General features: G+C 66.6%; 14 protein-coding genes and 1 riboswitch. Of the genes, 7 read left to right on the top strand and 7 right to left on the bottom strand.

The features are described from left to right. Positions 1-14: 14 nt before the first annotated feature. The 3 genes from ACNO8X_RS08255 to ACNO8X_RS08245 are packed head-to-tail and all read left to right on the top strand — an operon-like array spanning position 15 to position 3,411. The gene (locus ACNO8X_RS08255) at positions 15-932 is read left to right on the top strand and encodes an SGNH/GDSL hydrolase family protein (protein ID WP_418004900.1); all 918 of its coding nucleotides are present in this window, start codon (positions 15-17) and stop codon (positions 930-932) included. Continuing rightward, positions 929-2,101 (top strand): glycosyltransferase family 4 protein, encoded by a 1,173-nt coding sequence (locus ACNO8X_RS08250; protein ID WP_418004899.1) that lies wholly within the window; start codon positions 929-931, stop codon positions 2,099-2,101. Before ACNO8X_RS08255 ends, ACNO8X_RS08250 begins: the two co-directional genes overlap by 4 nt. Positions 2,102-2,154: 53 nt before the next feature. Beyond that, the gene (locus tag ACNO8X_RS08245) at positions 2,155-3,411 is read left to right on the top strand and encodes a hypothetical protein (protein ID WP_418004898.1); all 1,257 of its coding nucleotides are present in this window, start codon (positions 2,155-2,157) and stop codon (positions 3,409-3,411) included. A gap of 299 nt (positions 3,412-3,710) precedes the next feature. Here ACNO8X_RS08245 and ACNO8X_RS08240 read toward each other — a convergent pair whose 3' ends face one another. The 4 genes from ACNO8X_RS08240 to ACNO8X_RS08225 form a co-directional block, all read right to left on the bottom strand. Next, positions 3,711-4,775, bottom strand: a complete 1,065-nt coding sequence (locus tag ACNO8X_RS08240; protein ID WP_418005820.1) for a HoxN/HupN/NixA family nickel/cobalt transporter — start codon at positions 4,773-4,775, stop codon at positions 3,711-3,713. A gap of 72 nt (positions 4,776-4,847) precedes the next feature. Further along, positions 4,848-4,998: riboswitch (cobalamin riboswitch) on the bottom strand. 144 nt (positions 4,999-5,142) lie between these two features. Beyond that, the gene (locus tag ACNO8X_RS08235) at positions 5,143-6,117 is read right to left on the bottom strand and encodes an o-succinylbenzoate synthase (protein WP_418004897.1); all 975 of its coding nucleotides are present in this window, start codon (positions 6,115-6,117) and stop codon (positions 5,143-5,145) included. Further along, a complete protein-coding gene (locus ACNO8X_RS08230; protein WP_418004896.1) occupies positions 6,114-7,679 on the bottom strand; it encodes a long-chain-fatty-acid--CoA ligase in 1,566 nt (521 codons plus the stop codon). Before ACNO8X_RS08230 ends, ACNO8X_RS08235 begins: the two co-directional genes overlap by 4 nt. A gap of 30 nt (positions 7,680-7,709) precedes the next feature. After that, positions 7,710-9,320 carry an amidohydrolase gene (locus ACNO8X_RS08225; RefSeq protein WP_418004895.1) on the bottom strand — a complete coding sequence of 537 codons (1,611 nt, stop codon included), beginning with the start codon at positions 9,318-9,320 and terminating at the stop codon, positions 7,710-7,712. Positions 9,321-9,416: 96 nt separating this feature from the next. Between ACNO8X_RS08225 and fadD8 the strand changes: the two genes are divergently transcribed. Then, positions 9,417-11,018 carry a fatty-acid--CoA ligase FadD8 gene (gene fadD8, locus ACNO8X_RS08220; RefSeq protein WP_418004894.1) on the top strand — a complete coding sequence of 534 codons (1,602 nt, stop codon included), beginning with the start codon at positions 9,417-9,419 and terminating at the stop codon, positions 11,016-11,018. Between the two features lie 80 nt (positions 11,019-11,098). On the opposite strand, the gene ACNO8X_RS08215 is transcribed toward fadD8, so the two are convergent. Next, the gene (locus ACNO8X_RS08215) at positions 11,099-11,785 is read right to left on the bottom strand and encodes a FadR/GntR family transcriptional regulator (protein WP_418004893.1); all 687 of its coding nucleotides are present in this window, start codon (positions 11,783-11,785) and stop codon (positions 11,099-11,101) included. A gap of 47 nt (positions 11,786-11,832) precedes the next feature. Between ACNO8X_RS08215 and ACNO8X_RS08210 the strand changes: the two genes are divergently transcribed. Further along, entirely contained in the window at positions 11,833-13,101 is a 1,269-nt protein-coding gene (locus tag ACNO8X_RS08210; protein ID WP_418004892.1) for a CynX/NimT family MFS transporter, read from the top strand. Here ACNO8X_RS08210 and ACNO8X_RS08205 read toward each other — a convergent pair whose 3' ends face one another. Beyond that, positions 13,102-13,851 (bottom strand): hypothetical protein, encoded by a 750-nt coding sequence (locus ACNO8X_RS08205; protein WP_418004891.1) that lies wholly within the window; start codon positions 13,849-13,851, stop codon positions 13,102-13,104. 71 nt (positions 13,852-13,922) lie between these two features. On the opposite strand from ACNO8X_RS08205, the gene ACNO8X_RS08200 reads away from it, so the two are divergent. Beyond that, positions 13,923-14,375: a nitroreductase/quinone reductase family protein gene (locus ACNO8X_RS08200; protein ID WP_418004890.1), complete on the top strand. Its 453-nt coding sequence runs from the start codon at positions 13,923-13,925 to the stop codon at positions 14,373-14,375. A gap of 74 nt (positions 14,376-14,449) precedes the next feature. On the opposite strand, the gene ACNO8X_RS08195 is transcribed toward ACNO8X_RS08200, so the two are convergent. Further along, entirely contained in the window at positions 14,450-14,725 is a 276-nt protein-coding gene (locus tag ACNO8X_RS08195) for a hypothetical protein (RefSeq protein WP_166651259.1), read from the bottom strand. Between the two features lie 99 nt (positions 14,726-14,824). Here ACNO8X_RS08195 and ACNO8X_RS08190 point away from each other — a divergent pair, with 99 nt between their 5' ends. Then, a complete protein-coding gene (locus tag ACNO8X_RS08190) occupies positions 14,825-15,742 on the top strand; it encodes a 1,4-dihydroxy-2-naphthoyl-CoA synthase (RefSeq protein WP_418004889.1) in 918 nt (305 codons plus the stop codon). Positions 15,743-15,866 lie beyond the last annotated feature (124 nt).

Here is a 15,866-nt window from a genome sequence, read left to right as displayed (position 1 = left end):
TACGAGGATGGACGATGAAACCGGCTGACCGGGCCCGGCTGTGGAAGGGTGCGACGTTGGTAGTGCTTGTCGCGCTCTCACTGATCACGATCACCTCGGCAGCACCGACGCGGGCCGGATCCGACGGCGGCAACGCCCGGTACTACGTGGCGGTCGGCGATTCGTTCACGGCCGGCTACCGACCCGATGGAAAGTCTGGATCAGCTACCCGGGATGGCTACGCATACCGGTTGCTCGACAAGTTGAGCCGTGAGGGCACTTGGAAATTGGTCAATTTCGCGTGCACCGGCCAGACCGCGCACGACATGCAATTCAACGCCGGCTGCCATGACGGCGCGCTCGCGACCGGCGGCGTCGACTATCCCGGCACCACGCAGGAGACCGCGGTCGAACAATTCATCGCCGCGCATCACAGGCAAATCGGCTTGGTGACCGTGTCGATGGGCGCCAACGACCTTCTGAAGTGTCTCGACATCACGGACGACCGTCGAGCCCAGCATTGTGCGGAGAACGCGGCTTCCGACGTCCACACGAGTTTGCAGGCCTTCTTGACGGCGATGCGGTCCCAGCTGGGACCGGCGACTCCGATCGTCGGGCTGTCGTACATCGATTCGTTCCGCGCGGGCGTTCTCGACGGGACCGCCACGTCGCAGCGGCGGGCGGCGATATCGCAGGTGCTTTTCGACAACTATCTGAATCCGGTCCTGAAAAAGACCTACGCCCAGTTCAACGTTCGCTACGTCGATGTCTTCTCGCTCGCCGGCGGGGATCTGCCCGACACTCAGAAGTCGCTACTCCCCGGGCACGGTACGGTTCCGACCACAATTGCCCGGATCTGCACTTTGACCTATTTCTGCACCGACAATGATCCGCATCCGAACCGCGAGGGACATGAACTCACCGCGCAGGCGATAGCAGAGGCGATCCGATGACGGCGCCCCCGCACGAGCAGACGCACGCGACGGCGCCAATCCGAATCACGTTGGTGACACCAGGATTTCGTGATGATCCGGGCGGAGTCGAGGTGCACACGTCGGAACTGGTACGGGATATGCACGCCCTGGGTGCGACCCTCGACGTCGTGACGGCGCGCCGCCGGCTGCGCCGCCGCGAGCAGCACTGGTTCGGCGACTGCCAGGTGACTGTCTACCCAGCTTGGAACATCCAGGCCATGGCCATAGCACCGCGTGCCGTGCTCGGCGCCGTGCGCGACCATGTGCACTCCGACGTGCTGCACGTGCACAGCTACCACGCCACCACCGGGCTGGCCGTATTGTTCAGCAGGCGACCGACCGTCTTCACGCCCCATTATCACGGCATCGTCGGCCACAGCCCGCTGGCGCGGATGCTGCATCCGTTCTACCGGTATCTGGGACGGTTGATACTGGCGCGAAGCGACGCGATCATCTGCGTGTCGCGGGCCGAACATGAGCTTCTCGTAAGGGATTTCCCCGTCGCCGCGGACAAAGTCGAGGTGATCCCCAACGGCGTCCGCGTCGAGGAATTGCGCCAGGCTCAGCCGTTGCCGATTCCGGAGCCCGTTGTACTGTGCGTCGGCCGGCTGGAGCCGTACAAGGGATTCGCAGACGTGGTCCGAGCGTTTCGCCACGTGCCGCCGCCGGCCCGGCTCGTCATCATCGGCGACGGTAGCCAGCGCGACGAACTGCAGCGCCTGGCATGTGAATACGGCCTCCAGGATCGGATATTCATTCTCGGCCGGCTGAGTGACGCCGAGCTGAGACGGTGGTTCCGCACGGCGAAGATTCTGGTGTCGATGTCGGTTCACGAGGCATTCGGAATGGTTCCGCTCGAGGCTGCGGCAGCCGGCGCCCGAGTGATTCTCAGCGATATCCCCGCACACCGAGAAATCGTCGCCGATTTTCTCACCGCGACCGGCGTCATCGTCACCCCGGGAGATTTCCGCGCATTGGCGACGGAAATCTCCAAACAGCTTGATGCTGCCGGACCGTGCGAAACGGAGAATATCCCGACCTGGAGCGCGGCGGCCGCGCGCACCACCCAAATCTACAGCCGACTGCGGTCTGGTCTTCGCACCACATACCCGGCCACCAGCCCGCCTGCGCCGAACCGGAGATCATGATGGTGAGGAATCTGGGCAGACCTCGCACTGTACGAACCAGCTGGGTGGATCGGGTGTGGGCCAGGCATTGGTCGGCGATTGCCATGGGCCCTATCGCCCGTCCAGAAGTCGGCGTGCTGCGGGCCGCGCTTGCCGAATTCATGGCCACGGACCCGATGAACCCCTTGTGCTGCACCCTGAGCGCCGATGGCCGCAGCTGGCTTCCGGTCGAGAACGAGCGTCGCGCCGACTTCCTGCAGCAGGCGGTGGTCTCCACCGAACCCATGGACATGGTCGACGTCCATTCGTACATCCGACGGCACGCGCCCCACCCCGATCAGCGAATCCCCTACAAAATACTGGTTGGACCGGATTCGCTGACCTGCTACCTCGCGCACGTCGTCGGCGACGCCGTACCGCATTCAGCCTTCGCGGTCTCACTGGCCCTGGGTGACGTCGACGAACTTCGCTATCTCAAGCCCGATGTCGGGATGTTCACCGCCGCAAGGCTTCTGGTGAGCCAAACCCGGCCGCACTACAAGGACTGGTGGCAGTATCACCGTGCCGGGCCGCGCCCCGACACCGCAGGACCGACCACGATACCGGTGCCAAACCAGCTCAGCGCCGACGGCATCGGCCTCCGGGTCAGTGCGCCGAGCTTTGAACGTTTCCAACAGTGGCGCAAGGACAATCATCCCGATGTGCCGACGTCCGCGCTGATCGCGGCCGCCGCATACCGGAGTTTGACACACAACGGCGTGCCGTTGAACCCGGACGGTTTCTACACCGTGATCGATCTGCGTAGGTATCTGCCGGCCAAAAACGCCTTGCGTCCGGGCAACCTCGCCAAGAGCATCTACATCCCGGCCGACATGACCGATCCCCGCTCGATCGCGGCAGGAATCAGGTCGGCGGTCGATTCCGCCCGTGGGATACCCGCATTGGCACAAGGCGGGCTCATCGCCGTGCTGCGAGATCGGAAGTGGCAGCAACATCCCACCGAAATCTCGAAGATAACAATGTCATTCAATCTGATGATGCGAAATCCCGGCCTGAACCACATCCCGTGGCTCGACCCGGACGCCGCACGCTACACCGTGATGACCTACCCGACCAGTCCGACCAATCTGACCGTCGCCGCGTGTGGGTCGAACGGCACCATCGAGTTCGCCGTCAGCTTTGTTCCAGAGTTGGTCAGCAAAGCCGCACTAAGACAGTCCCTCACCGAATTGAGCGACCTGACCGCTGTGTTGTCCTCGGGTCCAGCTGCCTGCAGGCCCAGCAACGGCGATCAGTGCGCCGGCCATCCGACATCCGGGATGGTCCACTAGCTGCGCGAGGCGGCCGAGGATCTCGGAACCCGCCAAGACCCCGACTCACCACAGTCACTGACCACACGCTCCGACACCCACGACAGCCGCCGCGGGAGTGTCGTCAGGGGCTGTACTCAAGTGGTGGCGGGGGAATCGGTTCCGCAGGTGCAGCCGGTCCCACAGGTGCAGTCTTCACAAGTACAGTTCGGGTTGGTGCATCCCGTTGACTGCTCGGTCTCATTGCTGGTCATGCACGGATCTTATGCCCCTCCGGTCGATCCGTAAGGGGAGTCTGCGTACCCGGCATCGGGAACGGCTCACGCGTCGCCAGCGGTGGCCCAACGTTTTTCGACGCCGCTCATTTTCCAGTAGCCGACCGCCGCCAGCCAGGTAGCCACGAACAGCCCCACGATGATGAATCCGACATTGTTCAGATCGATGCCACTGACCCAGTCGGTGAACGGATTGGCCCAGCCCACGTCGTCGTGGAGCACCCCGACGAGCTCGATGGTCCCGATCAGCAGCGCCACCGCGACCGAGAGTCCCGTGATCGCGAGGTTGTAGTAGACCTTCCGGACGGGTTTCGCGAACGCCCAGTCATAGGCCACGGTCATGAACAACCCGTCTGCGGTGTCCATGAGGCTCATCCCCGCCGCGAACAGCACCGGCAGCGTCAGGACGGCAAACCACGGTAGGCCCGCAGCTGCGCCGGTACCGGCCAGCGCGAGCAAAGCCACCTCTGTCGCGGTGTCGAAACCCAAGCCGAACAGCACCCCGACCGGAAACATTTGCACCGGCCGCTTGATGCGCTTCATCACCGGCCGCAGAATGCGGGCCAGGAAGCCGCGGTTGTTCAGTTGTTCCTCGAGACCTGCTTCGTCGAATTCGCCTCGCCGCAATCCCCGGAAAACGTGCCAAATGCCAATCAAGGCAACGATGTTGATGATGCCGATCAGCCATAGGAACAGCCCCGAGGCGAGCGTGCCGGCCAGACCGAGATGCTGACGAACGGGCGAGTCGTCGCTGAGCAGTTCTCCGGCGACCCTGGTTCCGACCACGACCAGCACCGCCAGCAGCAGCACCATCATCGAATGCCCCATGGCAAACCAGAACCCGACCGACTTCGGTTTGGCCCCGTCGGCGGTCAGCTTGCGCGTGGTGTTGTCGATGGCCGCGATGTGGTCGGCGTCGAAAGCGTGCCGCAAGCCGAAGGTGTACGCAGTGACACCCAGACCGACGCCGAACACCTGGGTGCCGACTTGGTAGTGGTTCGGCGCAACCAACACGAGCAACGATCCGAAACCTATGATGTGCAACGCCGCGATGGCGGCAGCCAAAGCGCCGAATTCCCGCCAGTCTTTGCGGTTCCAGGACCGCACCATTCGGCGGAACACATTTCCGGCGGATTCGCCTGCTTCGGACACGGTGACCTCCTTGGGGATCACGCGTCCCCGTCGTGGGCGATGTAGGCGGACGGGTCTGACTCCCATCCGTGCGGTAAGCCGGCACGGATGATCACAGTGGCGCGACCGCACCGGACTCACACCGGTTTCCGCGCCGCCTACGACAACAGATGCGCACCGTACCAGCCCGAACTGTCTTCTGCCAGGGCAGATTCCGGGCATCGACGGACCTCGCCACTCGACCTGAAATGTTTTTCCCGGCACGGGAACTCAACCGCGCGCGCCGACGACCAATACGTAGGCAGTCTGTGGCAGTCCGCCCTTCATCGAGGGTCGGGCCGTAGGCCTAGCCGAGCAGCGGGTAGCACTCCCGGACCCGATTGACCCACCAGTCCCGGCGCGCCGGTGCGGCCGCCAAACCCGTCAACCTGGCCGGGTCAGGCACCACCGGGCCGACGGGCAGGAAGCCGTCGACCGGCGGCGGCACCGCGGCCACGTCTTCGACGAACAGCCCGCCGGTGCCCAGCCCGCAGGCGTGTTGCAGCGTCGGCAGGCAGCCGGCGGCCAGCAGCCCGCGCGTCATGCCGACCGCGGAATCCAACGCACTCGACACCACGATCGGGATGTCGATCTCCGCCGCCACCGCCAGTAGCCGCGTCACGCCGCCCAGTGGCGCGACCTTGACCACCGCGATGTCCGCCGCGCGTTCACGCACGACGCGCAGCGGGTCCGAGGCCTTGCGGATGGACTCGTCGGCTGCCACCGGCACGTCGACCAGACGCCGCAATTCGGCCAGTTCCGGCACCGTCGCGCACGGTTGCTCCAGATATTCGAGCGGCCCAGAGGCGGTCAGTGCGTGCGCCGCCGCCACTGCTTGCGCGACGGTCCAACCACCGTTGGCGTCGACGCGCACGACGGACACCAGGGCGCGAACAGCCTCGACGCGTGCCACGTCGTCGGCCAACGTCTGCCCCGGTTCGGCCACCTTCACCTTGGCGGTGCGGGCGCCCGGGAAGCGGGCCAGCACCTCGGGCACCCGTGCCGCCTCGACGGCCGGCACGGTGGCGTTGATCGGGATGCGATCGCGCACCGGTGCCGGTGCCTGTTCGTACGCCGCCTCGATGCCGGCCGCGAGCCAGTGCGCCGCCTCGGGCGGCCCGTACTCGACGAACGCGCCGAATTCGCCCCAGCCACAAGGCCCGTCGATCAGCGCGACTTCACGAACATCGATGCCGCGGAACCGGACCCGCATGGGCAGCGAGACGACGAACAGTCGCTCGAGTAGTTCGTCCAGAGCAGGCACCCCTCCATCGTGCCTCACACGGTCGCGCGGTCCCGACCCTCCCAGTACGGCTTGCGGAGTTCCTTCTTCAGGATCTTGCCGGTGGGATTGCGGGGCATGTCGTCGACGAAGTCGACGGTCTTCGGGCACTTGTAGGCGGCCAGGTGTTCCCGGGCGAAGGCGATCAGGTCGGTGTCCGTCACCTCACCCTCAAGCGTCACAACAGCTTTCACGGACTCGCCCCACTTCTCGTCCGGCACACCGATGATCGCGACCTCGGACACCGCGGGGTGCTCGGCAAGTACGCGCTCCACCTCGATGGAGTAGATGTTCTCGCCGCCAGAGATGATCATGTCCTTGAGCCGGTCCTCGACGAAGATGTAGCCGTCGGCGTCGACGCGGCCGATGTCACCGGTACGGAACCAGCCCTCAGCGGTGATGGCCTCGGCGGTGGCGTCCGGCCGGTTCAGGTATTCCTTCATCAATGTCGGTGTGCGGAACCACAATTCGCCCTGTTCGCCGGCGGGCGCGTCATCGAGGGTCTCGGGGTTGACCACCCGCACCTCGGCCTCGGGGATCAGCACGCCCGCACTGACCAGCCGTTCCTCGTTGTCGGCGCGGTGGTCCTCGGGCATCAGCCGGCTCACCACACCACACACCTCGGTGAGCCCGTACACCTGGATGAACTCCGTCTCGGGCCACGCCTGCAATGCCTGGCGCAGCAGCGGCAGCGGCATGGGCGACGCTCCATAGGCGTACGTCTTCAAGGCGCTGAACAACTTCACCGCATCCGGGCCGGTGTCGAGGACCTTCGCCAGCACAGCGGGCACCAGGAAGGTCCGGTTCGCGCCGGCGAGGATGCCGCCGGCCAGCGACGCCCCGTCGGCGTCGCGCGTCATGTAGCTCGGCACCCCGTTGTGCAACCCGTACTGCACGTAGGACGAACCACCGACGTGGAACAGCGGCATCGCCACCAGATTCTTGTCCGCCGAGCTGCTTTCCCAGCCCTCGAAGGCGTTGATCGTGTGCGCGATCATGGCGGCCTGCGTGAGAGCGACGCCCTTGGGCCGGCCCGTGGTGCCCGAGGAGTACATGATGATGCAGACGTCGGTCGGCTCCACGTCCGACGAGCGGCCCACCGGTGCCGCACCAGCCAGCAGGGCCTCGTACTCGTCGCCGTCTCCGCCCTCGGGCGTCACGCTGACGACGTGTTCGACGGCGGTCAGCTTGTCGGCGATGTTGTCGACAGCTGCGCGAAGCTCGGCTCCGACGATGAGAACCTTTGCGCCGCAATCGTTCAGCACGAAGTCGAGCTCGTCGGCGGCCAGCCGGAAGTTGATGATGGCTGTCGCGGCACCCAGCGACGCCGCCGCCAGCGTCAGCTCCACGCAGGCCGGGTGGTTCTTGTCGAGGAACGACACCACGTCCCCGCGTTTGATGCCCCAGGCGGACAGTGCGCCGGCCAGCCGGCGGACCCGGTCGTTCCACTGCGACCAGGTCCAGGTCCTGCCGAGATAGGTGATCGCGTCTTCGTCTGGCTTGGTCGCTGCCCAGTGGGCAACACGTTCGTCGAGGAATCGGGGTGCCGACAATTCAGTCATGCGCTGAGCCTGCCACGTGGCGCCGTCCGGTCAGTCGGATTTGGCAAACACTTGTTGTCCCGCCAGGTAAGTCGCGAGCACGTCCAGGTCAGCGACGGCTTCCGGCGGCACCGAGCGCGGATCGGCGGACAGCACCACCAGGTCCGCGTACTTGCCGACTTCCAGTGAACCGATCACATTGTCCGAGAACAACTGCCAGGCCGCGTCGATGGTCTGTGCCCGAATGGCCTGATCGACGGTGAGCCGTTCCTGCGGCGCCAGCACGCGTCCGCTGGGCGCGATCCGGGTGGCCGCGACGCTGATGTTGCGCAGCGGCTCCTCCGGAGTCACGGGTGGGTCGTTGTGCAGTGAGATCCGCATGCCGGTGGCCACCGCCGACCCGGCCGGCATCCACACGTCGCCCTTTTCCGGGCCGAAGAGACCGTCGACGATGACGTCACCCCAGTAATGGATCTGGTCGACGAACACGCTGCACGTGACGCCGAGATCGTGGGCGCGCTGCAGCTGCGCCGGGGTGATGGCGCCGACGTGCTCGAGCCGTAAGCGGTGATCGTCGCGTGGATGTTGACGCAGCGCTTCCTCATAGACATCCAAAATGGTGTCGACACCGTGGTCGCCGTGCACATGGCAGGCCATCTGCCAGCCCTGAGGGAAGAACGTGTTGACGATCTCGGCGAGCTGCTCGCGCGTGTAGTTGGCGTGCCCGCACGATCCGGGCACCACGCCGATGGTGCGCGTGGCTTCGGTGTCCAGGTACGGGAAGGTCAGGTCGATGTTGCCGACCCACGGCGACCCGTCGACCCAGATCTTGATGCCGGCCTGCCGGACCATGTCGTCGCCGTTGTCGGGTGACGCATCGGTGTGCAGCGCCGCGGTGGACATCTCGTAGGTGCGCAGCCGCACGGTGAGCTTGTCGCGCATCTGGTCCAGGACCGGCCGGAACATCGGGTCGAACGCCATCTCCGAACACGTCGTCAGGCCGGCCCGGTTCAGCCGGGCACATTCGGCGAGCAGCAGCGCCGGGTAGTCCGCGGGCGTCATCACCCCCGTCACCAGCGGGAACACCGCGCCGGTTTCCACCGCGGTGCCATCGAGTTCGCCGTCGGCGTCGCGCCCGTACTTGGCACCGTGTGGGTCCGGGGTGTCGCGCGTCAGCCCGGCGGCTCGCGCGGCAGCGGAGTTGAAGTACGCCTTGTGCCCCGAGTTGTGCACGATCACCAGCGGACCGTCGGGCGCCGCCTCATCCAGCCAGGCCCGCGTCAGCTCCGGCAGGCCCTGCTGCAGTAGCGGGTCCCAGCCGTTGAGGTAGGCGCCGTCGGCGCCGCGGGCGGCCACCTCGGCGTAGATCGCCGCCACCACGTCGGCCGCGTCGGGCATCGTGACCGGGCGGATGTCGACCATACGGCCACCGAGGACCACCGCCTCCATCAGCGGGTGCCCGTGCGCCTCGACGAACCCGGGCAGCACGCAGCCGGCGACCTCCCGCACCTCGGTGTCAGCACCGATCCACGGCTGGATGTCGTCGCGCGATCCGATGGCCACGATCCGGCCGTCGGTGATGGCAAGTGCCTCGGCGGTGGGCCGCTCCGGGTCGACGGTCAGGATGTTTCCGACGATGACGAGATCGGCAGGGCTGGCCATGAGATGGATGCTAGGCCGCGTCGGCCCGGCGAGTTTCGAGATGCGTCAATTCCAAGGGCTTGACCAACGGACTAGAACACGTTCTAGTCTTAGGTCATGACTGACGAGCTGCTGCGCCATCCCCTGCATTCCGGGCATTTGACGGTCGGCGCCCTCAAGCGCAACAAAGACAAGCCAGTCCTGTTCCTCGGCGACACCACGCTGACTGGCGGCCAGCTCGCCGACCGCATCAGCCAGTACATTCAGGCATTTGAAGCGCTCGGCGCCGGCTCCGGCGCGAGCAGCGGCCTGCTGGCCCTCAACCGGCCCGAGGTGCTGATGATCATCGGCGCCAGCCAGACGCAGGGCTACCGCCGCACGGCACTACACCCTCTCGGCTCGCTGGACGATCACGCCTACGTCCTGAGCGACGCCGGTGTCACGACCCTGATCATCGACCCCACCGAGGCGTTCGTGGAGCGCGCCATCGGCCTGCTGGAGAAGGTGCCGTCGCTCAAGCAGATCCTGACCATCGGCCCGGTGCCCGACGCACTGACCGGGTCGGCCATCGACCTGGCCGCCGAAGCCGCGAAGTACGAGCCGCAGCCGCTGAAGGCCGCCGACCTGGCACCTGATCACGTCGGCGGGCTGACCTATACCGGCGGCACGACCGGCAAGCCCAAGGGCGTCATCGGCACGACGCAGTCCATCAGCACCATGACGACCATTCAGCTGGCCGAATGGGAGTGGCCCGAGCACCCGCGGTTCCTGATGTGCACTCCCCTGTCGCATGCCGGCGCGGCGTTCTTCGTGCCGACCATCGTCAAGGGCGGCGAGCTGATCGTGCTCAAGAAGTTCGACCCCGCCGAGGTGCTGCGGGTGATCGAGGAGCAGAAGATCACCGCCACCATGCTGGTGCCGTCGATGATCTACGCGCTGATGGACCACCCGGATTCGCACACGCGGGACCTGTCGTCGCTCGAGACCGTCTACTACGGCGCCTCGGCGATGAACCCGGTGCGCCTGGCCGAGGCGATCCGCCGGTTCGGCCCGATCTTTGCGCAGTACTACGGCCAGTCCGAGGCCCCGATGGTCATCACCTACCTGGCCAAGGGCGAGCACGACGAGAAGCGGCTGACCTCCTGCGGCCGCCCGACGCTGTTCGCGCGGACCGCGCTGCTCGGCGACGACGGCCGGCCCGTCAAGCAGGGCGAGGTCGGTGAGATCTGCGTGTCCGGTCCGCTGCTGTCGGGCGGCTACTGGAACCTGCCGGAGGCCACTGCCGACACCTTCAAGAACGGCTGGATGCACACCGGCGACCTGGCCCGCGAGGACGAGGACGGCTTCTGGTTCATCGTCGACCGCACCAAGGACATGATCGTCACCGGCGGCTTCAACGTCTTCCCGCGTGAGGTGGAAGACGTTGTCGCCGAACACCCTTCGATCGCGCAGGTCTGCGTGGTCGGCACCCCCGACGAGAAGTGGGGCGAGGCGGTGACGGCCGTCGTCGTGCTGCGTCCGGACGCCGACCGCTCCGACGAGGCCGTCGCGAAGATGACCGCCGAGATTCAGGCTGCCGTCAAGGAACGCAAGGGCTCGGTGCAGTCGCCGAAGCAGGTCGTCATCGTCGACGCCGTGCCGGTGACGGCACTCGGCAAGCCCGACAAGAAGGCCGTCCGAGCGCAGTTCTGGGCCGGCTCAGAGCGTTCCGTCGGCTGAGAGTTCCCTCCGCGAGCTGGGGGTACCTCCCGCTTGCGGGGGAACATAAAACTGTCCTTTTTCGCCGCAGAACGACAGTTTTATGTCGGCTCGCGAGTAGATCGCAACTCGGCGAGCAGCCGGTCGAAGAGCACCGCGGCCGCGTGGGCCGCGCCTTGAGCGTCACCGGCGATGATGTGGTCGAGCAGCCGGTGATGGTCCTCGAACTCGGTCTCCACCGGCGTCTCGTTCATGACGGACACGCTCGCGGTGATGACCTCGATGAGCCCGAGGTACAGGTCGACCAGCATGGCGTTGCCCGATGCCCGCATGACGGCGCAATGGAATTCGGTGTCGGCATGGACGAATTCCTCGTGATGCCCGGCGCGCTGCTCGTTGTCGCGGCCCTCCAGCAGCCGCCGCAGCGTCGTGATGTCGTCGTCGGTCCGGTTGGTGGCGGCCAGCCGGGCGCCTTCCACTTCCAGCCCGCGGCGCACCTGCAGCACGTCACGCAGTTCGTCACTGCACAGTCGGCTCAGCGCACCTGACATCTCGCTGGTGGCGCGGACGTAGGTGCCGTCGCCCTGCCGCACCTCGAACAGGCCGGCGTGCGCCAGCGCCCGGACGGCCTCGCGCACGGTGTTGCGGCCGACGCCGAGCGCTTCGACGAGGTCGGTCTCGTTCGGAATCCGATGCCCGACGGGCCATTCACCGTCGGCAACCGATGCTCGGAGCTGTTCGATGACCTGGTCGACCAAGCCGGCACGGCGGGCTGTGTTCAGCGCCACGCAATCATCCTTTCAACCAATCATAGGATGTATGTCATCATAGCAGGATGAGTGCTGTAGTGAACGGATCCGAACACGCCCGTTACGAGGATGAACTGGCACTCGAACTCGACGGCGCGATCGAGATCACGGATATCCCGGCGAGCCCGAGCACCCGCGTCGCCAGCGGCGTCCTGCTGGCGCTGGCCATCGTCGTCACCGCGCTGAACCTGCGACCGTCGGTCACGAGCGTCGCTCCCCTGCTCGGCGAGATGCGCGCCGCACTCGGCGTGTCGTCGGTCTGGGCCGGCATCCTGACCACGCTGCCCGTGCTGTGCTTCGCCGCCGCCGGAGCGACCGCGCCGTGGCTGGCCAAACGACTCGGCCTGGGCCGGACCGTCACCGTCGCCCTGTTGGTCCTGGCTCTCGGACTGGTGGTGCGCCCGTACGGCGGCGGCGGTCTCATGCTGGGCGCCACCCTGCTCGCCTCGTCCGGCGTCGCGCTGGCGAACGTACTGATCCCGGTGGTGATCAAGAGTTCGTTCCCCGCCCGCGTCGGCCTGATGACGGGCATCTACACCAGCGCACTGCAGGCCGGCGGCGCCTTGGGTGCCGCGGTCACCCCGGCCGTCGAACACACCGTCGGCGGCTGGCGTCCGTCTCTGGCGCTCTGGGCGGCACTCGCGCTGGCCGCCCTGCTGCTGTGGCTCCCGGCCGCCCGTCAGCACCGCGCCGACTGGGCCGCCACCGCCGCCCAGACCACCGCGCGCCGCTCGCTGCTGCGGAACCCACTCGCCTGGACGGTGACGCTCTACATGGGCAGCCAGTCGTTCCTGGCCTACATCATGATGGGTTGGCTCCCACAGATTTTCATCGACAACGGCATGGACAAGACCTCCGCCGGCGTGATGTCCGGCGTGATGTCGCTCATCGGCGTCCCCATCGCGCTCCTGATCTCGCCGCTGGCCGCCCGCAGCACCAACCAGAGCCTGTGGAACGTCGGCCTCGGCGTGCTGGGCCTGTCCGGCGCCATCGGCTTGCTCGTCGCACCGAGCGCGGCCCCGGTCCTGTGGAGCCTGCTGGTCGGTATCGGCATGAGCGCCTTCTCGCTGGCGCTGACGGTCATCGCGCTGCGCGCCCGCAACGCCGAAGACACCGCTCAACTCTCCGGCATGGCACAGGGCTTCGGCTACCTGTTCGCCAGCACCGGGCCGTTCCTGTTCGGGCTGCTGCACGACGTCTCCGGCGGCTGGCACGTCCCGTTCGTGCTGTTCTTCAGCGTGTACGCCGTGCAGCTGACGGCCGGCTGGTTCGCCGGGCGCAACCGCTACGTGTAGTTAGTACTGCTGCGGGTAGCCCGGGTAACCGGCGGGAGCGGCAGGTGTTGTCCGACCGCTCTTCCACTGGCACCACTGCTGCGTCGAGTTCAGGGCGGCCAGCACACCGGTGACGAGCGCGAACACGATCGGCACCGCGGCGGACATCACCGACAGCCCGGCCAGGCCCTGCATCGAATCGCTGTAGCTGCCCAGCGCGGAATCCAGCCGCTTGAGGATGGTCAACGAGGCGAACAGGCCGACCACGTTCGACAACACCACGACCGTGCAACCGCCCATGACGATCCAGCGGCCCACCGAACGCCCGAGGACCAGCAGCACACCGCCAGTGAGCAGCGCGATGGCCACGATGGTCTGCACGACGGCCATGGCACTGGTCAGGCCCATCAGTTCGGATCGGGTGTCACTCGCGTAGGAGCCGGTCAGCGAGCTCAACGTCGCGACGACGTACCAGCTGGAAAACGCCTGGAAAGCCGTCGACACCGCACCGAGCAGGCTCAGCACCGCGGCGATGATCGCCGTCACACCCGACGGTCCGGACGGCCCGGCCGGCATCGGCACGCCGTAACCCGCGGGCTGCGGGTACTGCGGCTGCGGATACTGCGGCTGCGGGTACTGCGGCTGGGGGTACTGCGGCTGGGGGTACTGCGGATAGGGCATGCTCGGCGGCACGCCGGGAGCGCCGTACGGGTCGCCCCCATACGGTTGGCCCGGTCCGAACTGACCAGGCGGCGGCCACTGATTAGACATCGAAACCCTCCTCCAGCTGGGCGAACATAGCACGCCAGCGCGCTTTCGGCGGCTCGTCTAGCCTCGAGCCCATGGCCCAGGACAGCGACGCGAACCTCAAGCCACCATGGTGGCTCAAGCCGATGAACAAAGTGATGATGGCGGTCATGCGGGTGGTCCCGATCAAGGGTCCCGTGGTGCTGACCGTGCCGGGCCGCAAGTCCGGGGAACCGCGGTCGACGCCCATCACCCCATTCGAGGTCGATGGCCTGCGCTACGTGGTGGGCGGATTCCCGAACGCCGACTGGGTGCAGAACGCACGGGCCGCTACCACTGCCACCGTCACCCAGGGCCGCCAACGCGAAGAGGTCCGCCTGTTCGAGGTACCCGCCGAGCAGGCCCGTCCGCTGTTGCGGCAGTTCCCGATCCTGGTGCAGACGGGCGTCGGGTTCATGAAGAACTCCGGCCTGGTGTCCGGCCCCAACCCCGACGAATTCGAGGCGCTGGCGGGCCGCTGCGCGGTGTTCCGGTTCGATCCCGTCTAGCACCTCGGCGAGCGTGGGGCTTTACGAGAAATTCTGGCCGAATTTCCGCGTAAAACCCCACGCTCGGCGGCCGACTAGAGGTGCGGCGCGTCCTTGATCGGGGCGTCCTGCTGGCCGAGGGTCTGGCACCACGCCAGCGCCGACACGCGGGTGCCCGTCACCTCCAGCGACGTCGGATCGGCACCCTTGCGGTCCTTGATCATCTTGTTGACGGCCTGGTTCTGCGTCTTCTCGTCGGCTCCGACGAAGTCCTTGCACTTGGTGTCGCCGCCTTGAACGGCAGGCGAGCATCCGACCAGCACCAGTCCGGCAATGACACCTGACACCAACATTCCTGCAGACCGCTTCATCGAGGTTCTCCTATTCGGGCCGGCATCGGCCGCCTATTGTCACCTGTCTAGTACCCCTGGGTGGCGCGGGCGAAACCAGGTCGCCTCTAAGGTCGAGGCGTGAACGCAGACAATCCGTTTGACCCACAGCTCTGGCAGCCGGTGACCGAGATCGGTGAGCTCACCGACATCACCTACCACCGCCACGTGCTGGACGGTAAGCCGCAGCCGACGGTCCGGATCGCCTTCGACCGGCCCGACGTCCGCAACGCCTTTCGGCCGCACACCGTCGACGAGCTGTACCGCGCGCTCGACCATGCCCGGATGAGCCCCGACGTCGGCGTCATCCTGCTCACCGGCAACGGACCGTCGTCCAAGGACGGCGGCTGGGCCTTCTGCTCCGGCGGCGATCAGCGCATCCGCGGCCGCAGCGGCTACCAGTACGCCGACGGCGAGACCGCCGAGACCGTCGACCCCGCGCGGGCCGGGCGCCTCCACATCCTCGAGGTGCAGCGGCTGATCAGGTTCATGCCGAAGCCCGTGATCTGCCTGGTCAACGGCTGGGCGGCCGGCGGCGGCCACAGCCTGCACGTGGTCTGCGACCTGACCCTGGCCAGTCGGGAACATGCCCGGTTCAAGCAGACCGATGCCGACGTCGGCAGCTTCGACGGCGGCTACGGCAGCGCGTATCTGGCGCGGCAGGCCGGACAGAAGTTCGCCCGTGAGATCTTCTTCCTGGGCCGCGCCTACGACGCCGAGACCATGCACACGATGGGCGCGGTGAACGAGGTCGTCGACCACAAGGACCTGGAAACCGTTGCGCTGCAATGGGCTGCCGAGATCAACGGCAAGTCGCCGCAGGCCATCCGGATGCTGAAGTACTCCTTCAACCTGATCGACGACGGCCTGGTGGGTCAGCAGATTTTCGCCGGTGAGGCCACGCGGCTGGCGTACATGACCGACGAGGCGGTCGAGGGCCGGGACGCGTTCCTGCAGAAGCGCGACCCGGACTGGAGCGAGTTCCCGCGCTACTTCTGAGCCGCACGTATGGCCTCAGTGGTGCCGTGTCGGTCAGCCGGACGACACGTCGCTGTGCGCTTTCCCATGAGTGAGCTGTGTATCCGCTTGGGCGCGTATCGATGTCGGGCACCTCGCGTCAGAC

The sequence above is a fragment of the Mycobacterium sp. PDNC021 genome, from assembly GCF_048282635.1.
Taxonomy (GTDB): domain Bacteria; phylum Actinomycetota; class Actinomycetes; order Mycobacteriales; family Mycobacteriaceae; genus Mycobacterium; species Mycobacterium llatzerense.
The sequence above is the reverse complement of the archived record's forward strand: the minus strand, read 5'-3'. Positions and strand labels throughout refer to the sequence as shown.